16 protein-coding genes are annotated in these 18,558 nt (G+C 56.0%); 11 read left to right on the top strand and 5 right to left on the bottom strand.

All coding sequences use genetic code 11. From position 1 onward, the window contains the following. Positions 1–21: 21 nt before the first annotated feature. Positions 22–1,485 (top strand): ammonium transporter, encoded by a 1,464-nt coding sequence (locus ACKVOS_RS08320; RefSeq protein ID WP_409211547.1) that lies wholly within the window; start codon positions 22–24, stop codon positions 1,483–1,485. Between the two features lie 169 nt (positions 1,486–1,654). On the opposite strand, the gene ACKVOS_RS08315 is transcribed toward ACKVOS_RS08320, so the two are convergent. Continuing rightward, positions 1,655–2,071, bottom strand: coding sequence for a polymer-forming cytoskeletal protein (locus ACKVOS_RS08315; RefSeq protein ID WP_409211546.1), 417 nt, complete (start codon positions 2,069–2,071; stop codon positions 1,655–1,657). Between the two features lie 4 nt (positions 2,072–2,075). Then, positions 2,076–3,245, bottom strand: coding sequence for a peptidoglycan DD-metalloendopeptidase family protein (locus ACKVOS_RS08310; RefSeq protein WP_409211545.1), 1,170 nt, complete (start codon positions 3,243–3,245; stop codon positions 2,076–2,078). A 287-nt stretch (positions 3,246–3,532) separates the two neighbouring features. Between ACKVOS_RS08310 and ACKVOS_RS08305 the strand changes: the two genes are divergently transcribed. The 9 genes from ACKVOS_RS08305 (at position 3,533) to ACKVOS_RS08265 (ending at position 10,601) form a co-directional block, all read left to right on the top strand. Continuing rightward, positions 3,533–4,798 (top strand): glutamate-5-semialdehyde dehydrogenase, encoded by a 1,266-nt coding sequence (locus ACKVOS_RS08305; protein ID WP_409211544.1) that lies wholly within the window; start codon positions 3,533–3,535, stop codon positions 4,796–4,798. Beyond that, positions 4,795–5,424, top strand: a complete 630-nt coding sequence (locus tag ACKVOS_RS08300; protein WP_409211543.1) for a nicotinate-nucleotide adenylyltransferase — start codon at positions 4,795–4,797, stop codon at positions 5,422–5,424. The genes ACKVOS_RS08305 and ACKVOS_RS08300 overlap by 4 nt, the downstream gene beginning before the upstream one ends. A gap of 60 nt (positions 5,425–5,484) precedes the next feature. Further along, positions 5,485–5,829, top strand: a complete 345-nt coding sequence (rsfS, locus tag ACKVOS_RS08295; RefSeq protein ID WP_409211587.1) for a ribosome silencing factor — start codon at positions 5,485–5,487, stop codon at positions 5,827–5,829. A gap of 24 nt (positions 5,830–5,853) precedes the next feature. Beyond that, a complete protein-coding gene (locus ACKVOS_RS08290; protein WP_409211586.1) occupies positions 5,854–6,276 on the top strand; it encodes a 23S rRNA (pseudouridine(1915)-N(3))-methyltransferase RlmH in 423 nt (140 codons plus the stop codon). Between the two features lie 4 nt (positions 6,277–6,280). Then, a complete protein-coding gene (locus ACKVOS_RS08285; RefSeq protein ID WP_409211542.1) occupies positions 6,281–7,447 on the top strand; it encodes a murein hydrolase activator EnvC family protein in 1,167 nt (388 codons plus the stop codon). Between the two features lie 111 nt (positions 7,448–7,558). Next, entirely contained in the window at positions 7,559–8,935 is a 1,377-nt protein-coding gene (locus ACKVOS_RS08280; RefSeq protein ID WP_409211541.1) for a S41 family peptidase, read from the top strand. A gap of 3 nt (positions 8,936–8,938) precedes the next feature. Further along, entirely contained in the window at positions 8,939–9,418 is a 480-nt protein-coding gene (locus ACKVOS_RS08275) for a disulfide bond formation protein B (protein ID WP_409211540.1), read from the top strand. Further along, positions 9,397–9,945, top strand: coding sequence for a demethoxyubiquinone hydroxylase family protein (locus ACKVOS_RS08270; protein WP_409211539.1), 549 nt, complete (start codon positions 9,397–9,399; stop codon positions 9,943–9,945). Before ACKVOS_RS08275 ends, ACKVOS_RS08270 begins: the two co-directional genes overlap by 22 nt. Then, on the top strand, positions 9,942–10,601 hold the full coding sequence (locus ACKVOS_RS08265; protein ID WP_409211538.1) for a hypothetical protein: 660 nt from the start codon (positions 9,942–9,944) through the stop codon (positions 10,599–10,601). Before ACKVOS_RS08270 ends, ACKVOS_RS08265 begins: the two co-directional genes overlap by 4 nt. A 45-nt stretch (positions 10,602–10,646) precedes the next feature. Here ACKVOS_RS08265 and ACKVOS_RS08260 read toward each other — a convergent pair whose 3' ends face one another. Continuing rightward, positions 10,647–12,404: a DUF885 domain-containing protein gene (locus ACKVOS_RS08260; RefSeq protein ID WP_409211537.1), complete on the bottom strand. Its 1,758-nt coding sequence runs from the start codon at positions 12,402–12,404 to the stop codon at positions 10,647–10,649. A 39-nt stretch (positions 12,405–12,443) separates the two neighbouring features. Here ACKVOS_RS08260 and ACKVOS_RS08255 point away from each other — a divergent pair, with 39 nt between their 5' ends. After that, entirely contained in the window at positions 12,444–12,986 is a 543-nt protein-coding gene (locus tag ACKVOS_RS08255) for a DUF2306 domain-containing protein (protein ID WP_409211536.1), read from the top strand. Positions 12,987–13,014: 28 nt separating this feature from the next. Here the strand turns inward: ACKVOS_RS08255 and gltB are convergent, their stop codons facing one another. Both gltB and ACKVOS_RS08245 read right to left on the bottom strand, forming a co-directional pair. Next, the gene (gene gltB, locus ACKVOS_RS08250) at positions 13,015–17,541 is read right to left on the bottom strand and encodes a glutamate synthase large subunit (RefSeq protein ID WP_409211535.1); all 4,527 of its coding nucleotides are present in this window, start codon (positions 17,539–17,541) and stop codon (positions 13,015–13,017) included. 12 nt (positions 17,542–17,553) lie between these two features. Then, positions 17,554–18,558 (bottom strand): hypothetical protein, encoded by a 1,005-nt coding sequence (locus ACKVOS_RS08245; RefSeq protein ID WP_409211534.1) that lies wholly within the window; start codon positions 18,556–18,558, stop codon positions 17,554–17,556.

Raw genomic sequence — 18,558 nt, 5'->3', positions numbered from 1 at the left:
TCAAGCTAGGGGAACCATAAAATGTCCAAAACACTCAAATTCATAGGCGCGGCGGGGGCGACATTGTTCGCTGCTCTGCCCGCCTTTGCACAGGAGGCTGCCGAAGCAGTAGCCGATGGTGCCGCGGCAGCGACTGCCGCAGTTGCCGAAGGTCCCATCAAGGCTCCTACAGTCGAGCAGATGGCGACGATGGTCGACAAGGGCGACACCACATGGATGCTGATCAGCTCCGCGCTGGTCCTGCTGATGTCGATTCCAGCACTTGCACTCTTCTACGGCGGCCTTGTCCGCACCAAGAATATGCTCAGCCTGCTGATGCAGGTGTTCATGATCGTTTCGGTCGCGGCGCTTGTCTGGGTAACTTATGGCTATAGCCTTGCCTTCACCAGCGGCGGTCCGTTCATCGGCGGCCTCTCCAAGGCGTTTCTCGCAGGCGTCAGCACGACGACCTACGCGGCGACGTTCAGCAACAATGTGTATATTCCGGAATATGCCTTCGTCATTTTCCAGATGACCTTTGCCTGCATCACGCCCGCGCTGATCGTCGGTGCCTTCGCCGAACGCATCAAGTTCACACCGCTGATGATCTTCACGGTGTTGTGGCTGACCTTCGCCTATTTTCCGATCGCGCACATGGTGTGGTACTGGGCTGGACCCGACTTCCTCGTCGATGCACCGACGGATGTAGGTTTCCTCTGGGGTAAAGCTGCGCTCGATTTCGCAGGCGGCACCGTTGTCCACATCAACGCCGGTATCGCTGGCCTGGTCGGCTGCCTCATCATCGGCAAGCGCGTGGGCTTTGGCAAAGAAGCTACGCCTCCGCACAGCCTGACCATGACCATGATCGGCGCTTCGCTTCTCTGGGTGGGCTGGTTCGGTTTCAACGCCGGTTCGAACCTTGAATCGAACGGTATCGCAGCCCTCGCCTTCATGAACACCTTTGTCGCCACCGCCGCAGCGGCTGTCGCCTGGTGCATCATTGAACAACTGCACCACGGCAAGCCTTCGCTGCTCGGCGCGGTGACAGGTGCGGTTGCAGGTCTGGTCGCGATTACTCCGGCAAGCGGATTTGCAGCACCTATGACGTCGATCCTTCTCGGCTTCGTCGCATCGGCTGTCTGTTACCTCTTCGTGGCAGTCGTGAAGAACAAGCTGAAATATGACGACACGCTCGACGTCTTCGGCGTGCACGGCATTGGCGGTATCGTGGGTGCCATCGGGACCGCTATCGTTGCCGATCCGGCACTCGGTGGTCAGGGCTGGATTGACTATACCGTCTTCCCGGCCGTTCCCGGCGAATATGTGATGGTTGACCAGCTGATCTCGCAACTGTGGGCTGTTGGCACTACGGTTCTGTGGACCGGCCTCGTCTCGGCGGTTCTCTTCTACGGCCTCAAGTTTACGCTGGGCCTGCGTCCGACCGAAGAAGCGGAACGCGAAGGTCTCGACCTCTCCAGCCATGGAGAACGCGCCTACAATTATTGAGTTTCAAAGCTTGGCGGCGGGGCGTTCTCTCCTCTCCTTTTACGCTCCGCCTCCTCAAGATGTTCCTCCCGCGAACATCCAACTAAAGGCCCGAACCAAGGCTTGGTTCGGGCCATTTTTGTTATTCTTAAACGTGAATTGAAAAGACGGCTCGGCGGCCAGCGTGGACTCAAGCTACCTTGGAAGCACTTCCAAGAATAAGCGGGTCGGCAGCTTTACCGATATCTACTGTTGTCCGGCTGATACTCGGAGCGCCACCCGACGATTTGTGCTTGAACTTGCCTTCGATCTGGCCACCCGGTGCAATGGTCAGGTTAGTATAGACTACGTCACCAGTTATTCTGGCTTTTGCCTCAATTACCAGGTCGGTTGCTTCAATCGAGCCTTCGACATGTCCCGATAAACGAGCGGACTCGGCCACAATTTTCCCGGCGATTAAACTGCTTTCGCCCTGGACCAAATTGCCGCACGTGACATCGCCTTGAATCTTGCCATCAATATGCAAGTCCACGCGTGCATTTAAGTTCCCGACAATTTCGACGTCGGACGCGATAATTGAAAATGTGTGGCTTGAGCTATTACGCACGCTCTCATTGTGCCTTTGAGCTTGCGGAAGTGCGGCTTCCGGCGACGGTTTGGACTTCGAGAACATCGGGATTTGCCTCCAAAAACTTCCGTGGATTTATGGCCTGATTATTCAGCCGGACTTCAAAATGCAGATGGCTTCCGGTTGAACGACCGGTGCTGCCCATCCGTGCGATTTGAAAGCCGCGCTCAACTTTCTGGCCCAGTGAAACATTCACGCGCGATAAGTGGGCATAACGCGTTACCAAACCATTAGCATGGGTGATTTCTATGCAATTACCATAGCCGCCCTGCCATCCCGAAAAAGTTACTTTGCCATCTGCAGCGGCCAAAATCGGTGTGCCAACCGGGCCTTTGAAATCAAGCCCGCTGTGCATTGCGCCCGCACCTGTAAAGGGGTCGCTGCGATAACCAAAACCACTGGACATCAGCATGACAGCGGCAGGCATAGAGGTTGGAATAGCGGCCAATGCGCGTTCCATTGCATCCATGCGCCCAAGCGAAGCTGCAAGTCTTGTAAATCTCGGGTCGCGCACCTCTTGCGTCGCATCGCCAAAAAATGCTTCGAAAGGGCCACCTTGTGATGCGCTCGCTTCACGGGCCAAAACATTTGGGTTCAGGCCAAATTTGCGAATGGCGGCTTCAGCTTTTTGAGTGCGTGCCTGCGCCACTTTTGTCATCATTTCGGCAAATTGTATTTGTCGTGCTTCGATACGCGCCAGACCTGCGGCTTCCGGCACAAGAGCGCTAATCTTTTTGACTGTTTGGTCTTCTGTTCTGTTTTGGGGTGCGGGCCGCGATGTTTCCGGCAAATCTTCGAGATACTGGTCGCTCAAGCTTTCGAGCATTTTCTGGCGCCGTTCAAGATCTTGGGTGACTTCGTCAATGGAACCGCGATAGTTGGCGACACGTTCTTCGGCAGATTCTATTTTGGCTTCTTTTCGGTCAAGCGCCAATCGATCAATTGAAACGCTGATCTGATTGACCGCCATACCCAATGTGATGATTAGCCAGACGCCCACCACCAAAGCCACCGAACCCGCAACCCGTCGTTGCAGCTCTGCGCTGATCTTTAAGAACCGGACTTGGCCATTGGCCCGCATGAAAAACTCGCGGTCAATAAACCATCCAGCAATCTGGCTTTTCCAGCCAGTTATTCTGGTCTGTAGTGACACGACCCACCCCATTTTTTATTTGTGCATTGCCGCTAGCAGCTAGGCCTGATGCAAGCGAATCGGAGAAGTAGGAGTCGTGACGAATCGGGCGAGTCTCAAGGTGAACCGTGTAAATCGTTATCAAGACACCAAAAAGAAATGCGAAAAAAATCGGAGAAATTTGGTGCCAATTTTTATAGTCATTAAAATCAGTGCGTTAATCGTATTGTGATTCGCTTTAGCGGAATCACGCATATTTCAGCTGGGTACTTCCCCTTTTTCCGCGGTTTCTTTACGAGCCTTTTACTATGACTGAAACTGACGTGGATTGCGAAAATTTGATCGCGGATATGACGACCAAGGCCCGTTCAGCGGCACATATTTTGGCGCGTGCTACCGACGATCATAAATCGGCCGCGCTTAAATATGCTGCATCAGCCGTGCGAATCGATACGCCGAAAATTTTGGCGGCCAACGCTTTGGACATGGCGGCCGGTGTCGCATCGCATCTTTCCGATGCGCTGCTTGATCGCCTGAAATTGGATGAAAAACGCATCGCGGCGATGGCCGAGGCGATGGACCAGGTCGCAATTCTTGAAGATCCGGTCGGGCAAATTATTGATACGCGGACGCAACCTAACGGTTTGACGATGCGTCGCGTGCGTATTCCGGTCGGCGTGATCGGTATAATTTATGAAAGTCGCCCCAATGTCACCGCCGATGCCGCAGCGCTCGCTCTGCGTTCCGGCAATGCTGTTATTTTGCGAGGCGGCAGTGAAGCGGTGCACAGCAATCGGGCCATTCATCACGCAATGGTAACCGGCGTAACTCAAGCTGGCCTGCCCTCAGAATCAGTGCAATTGGTTCCCACGCAGGACCGGATGGCTGTCGGCGCTATGCTGCGCGCGCAAGGTGCCATCGATATGATCATACCGCGCGGTGGGAAATCTTTGGTCGCACGGGTCCAGGATGAGGCTCGGGTTCCCGTGCTGGCCCATTTGGATGGGCTGTGTCACACATATGTCCATAGCCAAGCCGATCCCGAAATGGCCCAAGAAATTATCGTCAATGCCAAGATGCGGCGAACTGGCATTTGTGGGGCGACCGAGACCTTGCTGATTGATCAGGACTACGCAGCACCAGCCAAGCTGGTCGCCGCCTTGATCGACGCGGGGTGCGAAGTGCGCGCGGATGATATGGTCATGGAACTCGATTCCCGAACCGTTTCCGCTCAAGAAGAAGATTGGGATACCGAATATCTCGATTCGGTCATTTCGGTGCGGATGGTTGCCGGGCTTGAGGATGCCATGGGCCATATTGCGCGGCACGGTTCACACCATACCGATGCTATTATCACTGGTGATGAAAAAATTGCCGAACGTTTTCTGGCAGAAGTCGACAGCGCTATCGTCATGCACAACGCATCTACCCAATATGCCGACGGTGGTGAATTCGGGTTGGGCGCGGAAATTGGTATCGCCACCGGCCGACTGCACGCCCGTGGTCCTGTGGCGCTTGAAGGTTTGACGACCTATAAATGGCTCGTGCTTGGCCAGGGGCAAACCCGCCCTTGAAAACCGTCGGTCTGATGGGGGGGTCGTTCAACCCGGCACATGGTGGGCATCGGGCGATCAGTCTGCTTGCAACCAGGACACTCCATCTCGACGCTTGCTATTGGCTGGTTTCGCCGGGTAATCCGCTAAAGTCCAAAAAGGATATGGCACCGCTATCCGCCCGAATGGCATCTGCAAAGCAGATGTCCCGCCGCAGCCGGATAAAGGTGACAGCGATTGAGCGGGATTTAGGCACAATATACACAATTGATACTTTGCGTAAAATGGTCGCGCGCTACCCCAAAATACGGTTTATTTGGATCATGGGCGCGGATAATCTGTTGCAATTTCATCACTGGCGCCAATGGAGAGCAATCGCGCGATTGATGCCGATTGCAGTTATCGCCAGACCCGGCTATGATGCGAACGCTGTTGCGGGTCCCGCGATGGCTTGGTTCAGACGGTTTGTCCGGCGTCCGTCCCAGCATCATCACTGGACAAGATGGAGTACGCCAGCGCTTGTCTTTTTGCGCTTTCGTCCAGATCCTCGTTCGGCAACCGCAATTCGCCGTGCCGACCCCCATTGGTATCAACGATTTTCAGGAACTGGCGCCCGCGATGGCGTTACCCATAAAATTGTTCTGTAAGGAGCACACTTGATAAATTCCGCTTCCGTCCCATCCGCCGTAAAGGCCAAAGGACCCGTATTGAGCCCTGAAAAGCTCCATGAACTCATTCTAAAATCGCTCGATGACGATCAAGCGCAGGACGTTGTGACGATTCCACTCGAAGGTAAAAGCAACATCGCCGACCATATGGTCGTGGCTTCCGGCCGTTCTTCGCGGCAAGTTGCATCGATGGCGCAAAAGCTGACCGAGCGGATCAAGCAGGCCGGTCGTCACGCCCGGATCGAAGGCTTGCCGTCGGCAGATTGGGTTTTGATTGATGCTGAAGATGTGATCGTACACCTGTTTCGGCCCGAAGTCCGCAGCTTTTATAATCTGGAGCGTATGTGGGCATTCGGAGACGCGCCTGAAACTGCATCGGCCTGACCCCGGCGTCACCCCAATATGGCAATGCGTTTGCATATTATTGCCCGTGGCAAGATTGGACGGACGCCAGAATTTGAAATATTAGAGCGGTATCTTAAACGGATCAGCTGGCCGGTAAAGCATAGCGAACTTCCTGATCGAGGTGGTGAAATTCCGTCCCCTGATACGCCGTACAAAACTATCCTGCTTGACGAAAAAGGCGACCAGCTTGGTTCGGTCGAACTGGCCCGCCTTCTGGAAAAATGGCAGGACGACGGCATACGAGAGACCCGCTTTTTGATTGGTGCTGCGGATGGCTTCGGTGATGCCGAACGTGCATCGGCGGATCGGTTGATAGCTTTTGGTAAAGCAACATGGCCGCATTTGATGGCGCGTGCCATGCTTGCTGAACAATTGTTCCGTGCCACGTCGATTATTGCCAATCACCCCTATCATCGGGAAGGGTAGTCGATTGCGTTTCTGGTTATCATTGGCGATTTTGGCTATCGCGCCTTTGGGCTTTACAGCAACGCTCTTGGCCCAGACGTCGCAGAACGCGGCATCGCAAATAGCTGCGCTTAAAGTTGCGAAACAGCGTGCGATGCTTGCCGAAAGAAGGAGCGAGCTATTGCGGCAAGAGGCCAATAACTCCGAAAACGCTGCTGACCGGCTTGTGGTGCAAAGGGCTGTTTTGTCTGCTGAAATCGCCAGCGCGGAAGCTCAGATTGAAGCGGCTAATGCCCGCATAAACATAATAAGTCGTCGGCAGCGGACGCAAAGATCACGATTGGGGCAGGAAAGCGAACCAATATTGCGCTTGAACGCAGCGTTGCAGCAAATGACCGGTCGACCCACCGCATTGATGATGGCGCAGCCCGGCCATCGCGAAGACTATGTACATTTGCGCGCCGTTATGGCGACGGTGCAACCCCAAATTGTACAAAAAACGAACGCGCTCCGGCGGCAAATTGCGGCACAAAATGAACTGCGTTCACAGGAGCTTTTGGCATTGAAAACGCTTGACGATGCCCGCATTCGTCTCAAAAGTCGCCGAACGGCGCTGGCTCGGCTTGAGGGTAATGCGCGGGGTAAAGCGTCTGATCTGTCCGCCGATGCCGCTATCGAATTTGAACGTTCCATCGCGCAGGGCGAACGCGCCCGTGATATTGTCGGCCGCATAGATATCCAAAGAATTGGCAGCGCCCGGGCACAGGAACTTGCTGCATTGGCCGGACCACTTTTGCGAAATGGCGCGAAGCAGATGGTTCCGGCCCGCAAAACTGCCTATATTATACCGGCTAACGGAAACGTGGTGTCGGGTTTCATGGAACTCAACGCCACGGGCTATCGAGAACGTGGTTTGCGGATCCGTGTGGCTGACTCTGCTCCAATAGTCGCACCTGCCGACGGTAATATTACATTTGCCGGACAATATCGCAGCTACGGCAAGATCGTGATTATCGAACATGGCAACGGGTGGACGAGCTTGATTACGCACATGGACGCGTTGCAATTGGCCAAAGGACAGTCGGTTCGGCAAGGTACTGTTCTGGGTGTTGCGAGCAAGGAAACGGGCGAAATCGGGGTTGAATTGCGGAAAAATGGCCGGGTCATGGATATCGCAGCGATGCTGCGCTGACTTGTCGTCCGACGCTTGTCGGGTCTAATTCCCCTTTCGTGGTAAACGCGCTTTCACCATAGGTTCATGCACGATATACGAATCATCCTGATTTAAGAACTGGATTATCCGATGAAAATTCGCTTGTTGCCCTCTTCACTTGCACTCGCATTGGCCTTCGCCGTGCCGGCTTCGGTCTTATTGGCGCAAAACGCGGAGCAAAAATCCACCGCTCAAATTCAGGCCGATCAAATCCGGGAGCTCGAACAATTTTTGGCCGTCTACAAAAAGGTCAAATCGAGCTATGTTGACAAGATCGATGACAAGCAGTTGATGGAAGGCGCCATTCAGGGAATGTTGGCAAGCCTCGACCCCCATAGCGGTTTCCTCAACAAGTCGGATTTCAGCAATTTGCAGACACAGATTGATGGCGAATATGGTGGCCTTGGTCTCTCGGTAACACTTGAAGACGAAGCGGTAAAAGTGATTGCCCCCACCAAAGACACCCCCGCCGACAAGGCTGGTATCAAATCAGGTGACTATATCACGCATCTGGACGGGAGGCTGATTTTCGGAGGAACACTCGACGAAGCGGTTGAAGCGATGCGCGGCGAACCCGGCACGTCAATACGTCTGACTATCGTTCGCCCCGGCCGCGATGCCCCATTTGATGTGACCATAACGAGAGCGATAATCGATCTGAAACCGGTCCGTTGGGAAGTGAAAGACCGCATCGGCCTTATCACAATAACGGGTTTTTCCGAAGAAACTGGCGCCGACGTTGTTGCGGCTGTTTCCAGCATCAAAAAGTCACTGGGCGGCAAGCCATTGGGATATATTGTCGATCTCAGATCCAATCCCGGCGGCATATTGGACGAAGCGGTTGCCGTTTCCGATGCGTTTTTGGCAAGCGGCGAAATTGTATCTGAGCGTGGACGCGACAAGCGGGATATTGAGCGCTGGTGGGCTGAGCGCGCTGTCCCAGGCGATGTTACAGGTGGTGCACCCATAATCGTGTTGGTTGATGCAGGTTCTGCGTCTGCGTCGGAAATTGTTGCCGGCGCGCTTCAGGATCATCATCGTGGCCTGGTGATGGGTGAACGCAGCTTTGGCAAAGGTTCGGTCCAAAATGTCCTTCCCCTGACCCGTGAGACAGGTTTGCGCCTGACCGTTGCGCGGTATCATTTGCCATCGGGCCGGTCTGTGCAGGAGGGCGGGATAAAGCCAGATATTCAAGTGCCCCAGCTGTCAGACCCCGATTACAAAAAACGTGTAGCCATTCGCGAGTCCGATTTGCGCCGCCATCTTATCAATGAAATGCAAGATGATGCAAAAGAGCTGGAAGAAGACATCGGCGATGACCCCCGGTTCGCGATGACTGCCGAACAGTTGAAAGCAAAGGGCATCGCTGATTTCCAACTGCATTACGCAATGGAAACACTCAACCGATTGGGTGCAAAAACGATGAAACTGGCCGAAAAACCCATTAAGGGCAAGGCGCAGAACTAAGCCATGACCGGAAAATTCGGGTTCGCGCATTGGTTAGCATTTCTGTTACCGGCCGCTTTGCTGTCGGGAGCTTACTGGTCGCAATATGTTGGCGGTTTATACCCGTGTGAAATGTGCTGGTGGCAACGTTACCCCCATTTTGAGGCCGCAGCGTTGGCGGCGATCGCTTTTTTTGTCAGTAACCCCGGGTACCGCAAGGCTCTGGTTGCACTGGCCGCGCTGGGTATTTTGTCGAGCGGCGTGATCGGCGGCTTCCACGCCGGTGTTGAATATGGCTGGTGGGAAGGATTGACGGCTTGCACCGCGACCATATCCGGAAGTGGCGATGAATTGTTAAAGTCGATTATGAATGCGCCTTTGATCCGTTGCGACACCGCGCCATGGACTTTATTCGGCGTTTCGCTTGCCGGATATAATTTCCTCTTGTCGACAGGCAGTGCAATCGCCATCTTGATATCCATATGGCGCAGCAAAGCATCTTAAAGACCGCAGAACAGCATTCCCGGGCAATCGCCAGCATGATTCGCGTAAATCAGGCGGGCGAATATGGTGCCAAACGGATTTATGCCGGACAGCTTGCAGTCATGGGAGATAGAACACCCGCCGCGCGCAGCATCGCCCACATGGCGGAGCAAGAAGAACGGCATTTGTCCGCCTTTGACGCGATGATGGCGGAGCGCGGCGTCAGGCCCACGGTTCTTCACCCGATATGGGATATCGCAGGTTTTGCTTTGGGCGCGGTTACGGCGGCAATCGGGCCAGAAGCGGCCATGGCGTGCACAGTTGCGGTGGAAACCGAAATCGACCGTCATTATGCCGAGCAACTGGAAGAGCTGGGTGATAGCGACCCGGAATTGTCGGAGATGGTGCTGGATTTTCAGGCGGATGAACTGGAACATAAAGCAACGGCTTTGGCGCAGGGCGCAGAACGGGCCCCCGCCTATCCGGTGATGAGCGCAATCATTCGTTTGGGTTGCAGGACGGCAATCGCGGTTTCGAAGCGGCTATGATCTTAATCGCCCGTTCAGCGGTGGTGTCCCAAACCGTGACCAGATTTTCCGGAGATTTCATCGTGAACCTTATGGCCAAGACTTTTTTGATGACGACCGCAATATTGATGTCGTCTGCATCGATCGCCCAGGAAACCGGCGCGACCCAGCCGAGCGATGAAAAAATCAACCAGTTGATTGTCTATGGCGATGACGAATGCCCGCAAAGCACGGGGGATGAAATCGTCGTATGCGCGCGTATGAATGAGGCGGATCGCTATCGGATTCCGCCATCGTTGCGGAGCGATCCGAATAGCCCCCAAAATCAGGCATGGTTGAATAGGGTGCAAGCATATGAATATGTCGGGGCCAGCGGGACGTTAAGTTGTTCCCCATCGGGTGCCGGCGGATTTACCGGCTGCGGCCTGAAAGAAATCGACCGTGCTTATGCGGAAAAGGCACAAGATCCCGGCATTACATTCGGGCGTCTGATTGCTGCCGAGCGGACCAAGCGGATGGCAGGCATCGATGCAGAGGCTGCCGCCGTTGAAGAGCGAGTCAAAGAATTTGAAAAAGGTCGTGCCGAACGCGAAGCACGATTACAGGCGGAAATGGACGCAAAGGAAGCCGCCGAGCGCAACGGTTCCGAAACGCAATCTCTACCGGAACCTAAATAAGGCTGGGGTCGGGACCCTAGGGTCCTGACCCTAAGCACTTCGTCATCAATTTTTCGACTTTTCAGCTTCGATCCAATCTTTGATCTGCGCTTCCAATATGTCCAGCGGAACGGCTCCCTGGTTAAGCACATGATCATGGAAAGCCGATAAGTCGAATTTGGGCCCAAGCTCCCGGGTCGCCATCGTCCGCAGCTCGCGAATTTTTAGCTCACCCAGCTTATAGGCCAAAGCCTGACCCGGCCAGCTGATATAGCGGTTGACCTCGGCCTCGATATTTGCCGCCGAAAGCGCACTAGCCTCGGTCATGAAATCAATCGCCTGCCGCTTCGTCCACCCCTTGGCATGAATGCCGGTGTCGACAACAAGCCGGCAGGCGCGCCACATTTCGTAGGACAGGCGGCCCATATCCTTGGCAGGCGTGTCGTAGAGGCCGATCTCAAGTCCAAGACGCTCCGAATAAAGCCCCCATCCTTCGACAAAGGCGGTGAAGAAGGCGCCATTTTTGCGGAAGTCTGAAAGCGGGAGTTCCTGTTGCAGCGCGATCTGGTGATGGTGGCCGGGAACTGCCTCATGCATGCTGAGCGCCGGTATTTCCCAAAAGGGCCGCTGGTTCAGTTTGGATGTGTTGACATAATAGGTGCCCGAAATGCCGACTTCGGGCGATCCCGGGTTATAATAGGCGGTCGTTGTTCCCTCTGCCGTTTCCTTCGGAATTTCGCGCAGGCCATAGGGCAGCCGCGGGAGCTTGCCGAAAAGGGTAGGCATTTTTCCGTCAATAAACTTGGCGACCCGCGCGGTCTTTTCCATCAACTCTTCGGGCGTCTTGGCATAATATTGCGGGTCGGTCCGCAGATGCTGGATAAAGGTCTCGCGGCTTTCATAGCCCGCCTTTTTCGCAACCTCGACCATCTCTCTCTTGATGCGGCTCACCTCCGAAAGGCCGATATCGTGGATCTGATCGGCAGTCAGATTGGTGGTCGTTTCCTCGCGGATCCGGAAATTATAATAGGCCGCACCGCCCGGCTGGGCCGACACGCCGGGGGCTTTCGCGCAGGCTGGTTTGTAGCTTTTCACATACCAGTCGAGCTGCTTGCGCAAGGCGGGGTAGACGACAGTCTCGATTGTTTTCGCCGCTTCTACCGCCAACGCATCGAACTCGGCGGTCGTCAGGCTTTCGGGCTTGGCGCGGGTATAGGGACCAAAGTGGCGTGCCTTTTTCGGGTCGGCTACGATCAGGCCGGTCACCGTCGCCTCAAAACCCTCCAACGTTTCGCAGGGCTGCGTATATTTCCCGCGAATTGCGACATTGGCGACGTCGATATTCTGGTCGTTCAACGCCGCATATTGCGCCAGCCGCGCATTGTAGCTTTCATAGTCGGCCTTGGTGCGGAAGGGCAGGTTGTTCGCCATGCCGGCGAAATTCTGGTGCCAGCTGGAATATGTGGTGAAATTTATAACGCGCTGACCAAAGCGATTTCCTTCGATCGTGCTGTTCAAACTGCGGGCCAAAATACCAGCCTCGACCTTGCCCGGTGCGTCGAGCTTTTCCATCGGAATAGACTTCAGTTTTTCCAGAAAAGCGGCTGCCGCCGCCGCCCTCCTGTCCAGTGCCGCCAAACTATAGTCACCAACTTCCGTTGCGTGGCTATCAACGCCCAGTGAGCTTGCAAAAATCGGTGCTTCTTTCAAAACATCCGACCAATAGGCATCGACAAGATTTTTGAGATCGAGATTTGCATCCGCGGATGCGGGTCCGGCCCATGCAAACGCGGCTGCAGGCACGACCAAAAATAGCTTGCGCATCTTCCACTCCCCTTTCACATATTATCGAGTCAAGACATAATGAAGGGATTGAATTTGGCCAACGCGTTTCAGGATTATTTCGGCAAGCGTGGGACACGTTATGACAAATCCCTGGCTCCTGATACGCTCGAAAAAGTTGCGGCTGTACTTGCCTTCATTTTGCTATGTGCGGCAACTATCGCGGTGTTCAAAGGGCGGGCGCAATGGGCCATTTTATCTTTGCAACTATGGGTTCATCTTGGCACTTTGGCCATAGCGTTGGCGATCACGCCATTCATCCTTCTACGAAAACGCGGAGATAGCAAACACCGGCTGCTTGGATGGATTTGGGCTATCTGTATGTTCACCACGGCGCTGATTAGCTTTGACGTGCGGCTCATTAACAAGGGTGGATTGAGTCTTATCCATATTCTGTCGGTGGTCACACTTATCGGAGTACCGGTTCTCATATTGTCGGCCCGCCGGCGCGATGTTCGACGCCATCGTGGGCAGGCGCGTGGTTTTGTGGTAGGCGCGCTTTTGGTGGCGGGATTCTTTACGTTTCCGTTCAATCGTTTGCTTGGCAGTTGGCTGTTCAACTAGAACCGGGGTTCAGTCCGTCGCTTTACTCTCACTCGGCGGCTTCCAATGCTTCATTATCCGATAGCGGATGCGCCAAGCGTGAGAGCATTTCCTTCGGACATATCTGCCAAAATTCGCCCCGCCTACGGTCCCAATCTTCGATAATGGAATGCGACCACGCGCTGTCGGTTGTCCGAGCATGTGCCAAGATGAGTGATTTGAGCTGGTCTTCCCAATATGCGCTCTCTACCCTTTGCCAGACGATGCTGTCGGAGTTGGCGCTGCTCTTAAACGTGTCATCCAAGTCCAGAACAAAAGCCATGCCGCCCGTCATCCCGGCCCCGAAATTGCTGCCGACTGCACCCAATATGACGGCAATACCTCCCGTCATATATTCCAGCCCGTTTGAGCCGCAGCCTTCCACCACGACATGGGCGCCGGAATTGCGGACGGCGAAACGTTCGCCCGCCTGTCCTGCGGCAAATAATTTGCCCGAGGTCGCGCCGTAGAGGACGGTGTTGCCGATAATGCTGTTATGCTGGCTGTCGAGAGGACTGCTGACCGTCGGACGCACGATGATCGTCCCGCCGGAAAGGCCCTTGCCGACATAGTCATTGGCATCGCCGAAAACTTCGAGCGTGATGCCCTGGCACAGAAATGCACCGAGTGATTGTCCTGCCGAACCGCGCAGGCGGACATGGACATGGTCCTCGGCCAGATCCTTCATGCCATAGAGGCGCGTAATTTCGGACGAGAAACGCGTTCCGACGGCACGATGCGTGTTGCGGACATTATAGGTCAGCTGCATCTTTTCCCGCCGTTCAAATACGGGCTTTGCATCCCGGATCATCTGGGCATCAAGGCTGTCCGGCACTTCATTGCGGAATGTCGGAATGGAGAAACGGCGTGCACTGTCAGGCGCGTCGACCTTCGCCAGAATCGGGTTGAGGTCGAGATCGTCGAGATGCTCTGCACCCCGGCTTACCTGCCGCAGCAATTCGGTGCGACCGATCACTTCGTCAAGGCTGCGGAAGCCGAGCTTGGCGAGGATTTCGCGCACTTCCTCGGCAATGAAGGTCATCAGGTTGATGACCTTTTCCGGTGTGCCGGTGAATTTCTTGCGCAGCTCTTCATCCTGCACGCAGACACCGACAGGGCAGGTGTTCGAATGGCATTGCCGCACCATGATGCAGCCCATGGCAACGAGACTGAGCGTTCCGATGCCAAATTCTTCGGCGCCCAATATGGCGGCGATCACAATGTCGCGGCCGGTCTTGAGGCCGCCGTCGGTACGCAACTTGATGCGGTGGCGCAGACCGTTGAGGGTCAGCACCTGATTGGCTTCGGACAGGCCCATTTCCCATGGCGTGCCGGCATATTTGATGCTGGTCTGTGGCGATGCACCTGTGCCGCCGACATTGCCGGAAACCAGAATGACATCGGCATGTGCCTTGGCGACGCCCGCCGCAATCGTGCCGATGCCCGCCGCACTCACCAGCTTGACGCAGACGCGTGCACGCGGATTGATCTGCTTCAGGTCGTAGATCAGCTGGGCCAGATCTTCGATCGAGTAGATGTCATGATGCGGCGGCGGCGAGATCAGCATGACGCCGGGGGTCGAGTGCCGCAGCCGTGCGATCATCTCGGTCACCTTGAAACCGGGCAACTGCCCGCCTTCGCCGGGCTTTGCACCCTGGGCGACCTTGATTTCGATTTCTTCGCATGCGCCAAGATATTCGGCGGTAACGCCAAAGCGGCCCGACGCGATCTGCTTGATGACGCTGTTGGCATTGTCGCCATTTTCATAAGGCTTGAAGCGTTTGCTGTCCTCGCCACCTTCGCCGGATACCGCTTTTGCGCCGATCCGGTTCATGGCGATGGCCAGCGTCTCATGCGCTTCGGGCGAAAGGGCGCCCAAGGACATGCCCGGCGTCACAAAACGCTTGCGGATCTCCGTGATCGCTTCGACCTCGTCAATCGCCACAGGCTCTTTGGCGAAGTTGAATTCGAGCAAGTCGCGCAAGTAAATGGGCGGCAATTCCTTCACGCCCTGCGCAAATTGGGTGTAGGTCGAATAGCTGTCGTTGGCGACGGCGCTTTGCAACAAATGCATCAGGCCCGCCGAATAGGCATGTTCTTCGCCACCATTGCGTTGCTTGTAGAAGCCACCGACCGGAAGTCGCGCAACCGCGCTGTCGAAGGCATCGGCATGACGGTCGCGTGCGTTGACGTAGAGCGAGTGGTAGCCTTCGCCCGAAATCTTGTTTGGCATGCCGGGGAAGAAGTCGTTGACGAGTGCGCGGCTGAGACCAACCGCTTCGAAGTTATAGCCGCCACGATAGCTGGAGATCACCGCGATGCCCATTTTGGACATGATCTTGAGCAAGCCTTCATTGACCGCCGTGCGGTAGTTACCCACCGCTGTTTCCAAGCTGATATCGCCCAGAAGCCCGCGGGCATGTCGGTCCGCAATGGCAGCTTCGGACAGATAGGCATTGACCGTGGTGGCGCCGACGCCAACGAGCACGGCGAAATAATGCGTATCCAGACATTCGGCGGAACGGACATTGATCGACGAATAGCTGCGCAGGCCATTGCGGACGAGATGCGTGTGGACGGCAGCCGCCGCCAGAATCATGGCAATGGCGACGCGGTCGGGGCCGATATTCTCATCAGTCAGGAACAGCTCCGACTTGCCCATGCGGACGGCTTCGACGGCCTCTTCGCGAATGCGGGAAATGGCCGCGCGCAAACCTTCCTGTCCGGCGGCGATATCATAGGTGCAGTCAATCTCGGCGGCGACGGGGCCAAAGGCGGCCTTCAACCGGTGCCATTCGGCCGCGGTCAGCACGGGGCTTTCCAGCACCAGAACGTCGGCATTCTGGCTCTTTTCGTCCAAAATATTGGCAAGGTTTGAAAAGCGTGTCTTCAGGCTCATCACATGCCGTTCGCGCAAGGAGTCGATCGGCGGGTTGGTGACCTGGCTGAAATTCTGGCGGAAGAATTGACTGATCAGGCGCGGCTTGTCGCTGATCACGGCGAGCGGGGTGTCGTCGCCCATCGACCCGATGGCTTCCTTGCCATCCTCGATCATCGGCGCGAGGATCATTTCCACATCCTCAAGCGTCATGCCTGCGGCAATCTGGCGCTTGGTCAATTCGGCGCGGCTCCATGTGGGCAGCGCGTCGCCCGACGCTTCGGGCAAATCGGCGATCCGGCGGAACCCTTTGACGAGCGCGCCATAATCCTGCTCGGCAGAGATCCGGTCCTTGAGCTCCCCGTCGCGGTAGAGTTTGCCCTCGTCCAGATTGACGGCAATCATTTGGCCCGGACCGAGGCGGCCCTTTTCCAATATGGTCGATTCCGGCAGCACGACCATTCCGGTTTCCGAACCGATGACGAGCAAATTGTCTGACGTCCGGCTATAGCGCAGCGGACGCAGGGCATTGCGGTCGACGCCGGCGACGGCCCAATGCCCGTCGGTCATGGCAAGAGCAGCAGGGCCATCCCATGGCTCCATAACGGAGGCCATATATTCATACATCGCGCGGTGGGTGGCGGGGATATTGGGATTGGACTGCCACGCTTCGGGGATCAGCATCAGCTTGGCGGTCGGCGCTTCCTTGCCCGAGCGGACGAGCGTTTCGAACACGGCATCCAGCGCAGCGGTGTCCGATGAGCCTGCGGGGATCACCGGCTTGATATCGTCGGACTGCGCGCCAAAAGCGATGGAGGCCATCTTGATCTCGTGGCTCTTCATCCAGTTCTGGTTGCCGCGAATGGTGTTGATTTCGCCATTATGCGCAAGGCCACGGAACGGCTGTGCCAGCCACCATTGGGGGAAGGTGTTGGTCGAATAACGCTGGTGGAAAATCGCGACCCGGCTTTCAAAGCGGTCGTCCTGAAGGTCGGGGTAAAAGACCGACAGGCTTTCGGCAAGGAACAGACCCTTGTAGACAATCGACCGGCACGACAGCGAGCAGATGTAGAAATCGCGGATCTGCGCGGCGATGATCTTCTTCTCGATCCGGCGGCGGATGAGGTAGAGATTTTTCTCGAACTCGGTCGCGTCCAATTCGTCGGGCATTGGTCCAGCGATCATGATCTGCTCGATTTCCGGACGCGTCGCCTGTGCTTTGGTGCCGATGACCGACACGTCGACAGGTACCTGCCGCCAGCCGTAGATGGTGTAACCGGCATCGATGATTTCCGCCTCGACAATGGTGCGGCAATTTTCCTGCGCACTCAAATCGGTACGTGGCAGGAAGACCATGCCGACGGCCAAGCGGTTGGGCATCGGCCGGTGGCCGCTGTCCGAAATCGCGTCATCGAAAAAACGCACCGGAAGGTCGATATGCAGACCCGCGCCGTCGCCCGTCTTCCCATCCGCGTCTACCGCACCGCGATGCCACACCGCCTTCAGCGCCTCGATCCCCGCCGCAACGACGCGCCGCGACGGCTTGCCATCAGTCGCCGCGACCAAGCCGACGCCGCAGGCATCACCTTCGGATTCGGGATGATACATGCCCTCGCGTGCGAGGCGCTCATGTTCGGGGGTGGGGAAATGGTGTGTCATGCGTGGGGTCCGTTATTTGGGCGCTGCGGGTGGCGGGACGGCGTTGTCGGGGATGTCTTCGGCGGCTATGGGCTCGGGTGCCGGTTCAGGCTTCCACCCCTGCGCGAGGAAGCGCTGGCGTGCCTCGTCGATAGCCACGCTCTGAGCTTCATCATATTTTACAGCAACGGCTTCAGACTTTTCGCTCGCTTTGATGTAAGTATCAGAGAGCTTTCTTACTTTTATCCTGTTCGCAGACGTCCAGTTATCTTCGATATACCACGGCTCTTCTCCAGTCTCGGCGGCAAAAGGTTTTGACGCCTCGATCTCCGTTGCTGCGTCTGCTGCTGCTTCGTCCAACAATTCATCTTCCGGCTTGGGCGGCGGCGGAAGATGCGCGGTTGCCGCTTGCACCTTTTTCATGATCGCGGGCATGGCTTCCATGATCTTTGGCATCATGCCGAACGAGGCATCCATCATTTCCTTGTCGGTAAAGGTCGCCATGAAATTGCCCGCAAAGGCCGCGCCGCTGGGCGTTGCGAAAAAGCTGTTCATGTCGGCCAATTCCTTGGCGCTATATTTGCGCGCATAGATTTTGGCCAAGGCCTCGCGGACGGTTGGTTCAATGGCGCTCATAAGGTCGCCCATCTCGGTGAACATCACCTTCATCGTGATGTCCATGCGCTCCTTGAAATTCGGATCTGCCTCGGCGAGGATTTCGGCCATTGTCTTGCCCTTGACCGCGGCCGCCGCTTCGCTGCCTACATCTTCGCCAGCCATCCCCGCCATGGTGGCTGCATCCATCCCCATCATCTGGTCGACGATGCCGCCCGCCATTGTGTCCATCATGTCCTTCATGATCTTCTGGTAGGTGCCGGGCGGGATCAGCTTAGCTACCGTTTGCTCCGCCAGTTTCAGGCGCACCGGGTCCACCGGTGCAGGCGCGGTCGTTGCGGCAGGCGTTTCGGCAGAGGCGGAAACAGTCAGCGCAAAAGAGGATGCGGTCAGCGAAAGGGCCAGTAATGCGGATTTCAGCAT

It is taken from the genome of Sphingorhabdus sp. (assembly GCF_046154385.1).
GTDB lineage: Bacteria > Pseudomonadota > Alphaproteobacteria > Sphingomonadales > Sphingomonadaceae > Sphingorhabdus_B.
This window is presented reverse-complemented; position numbering and strand designations above follow the sequence as displayed.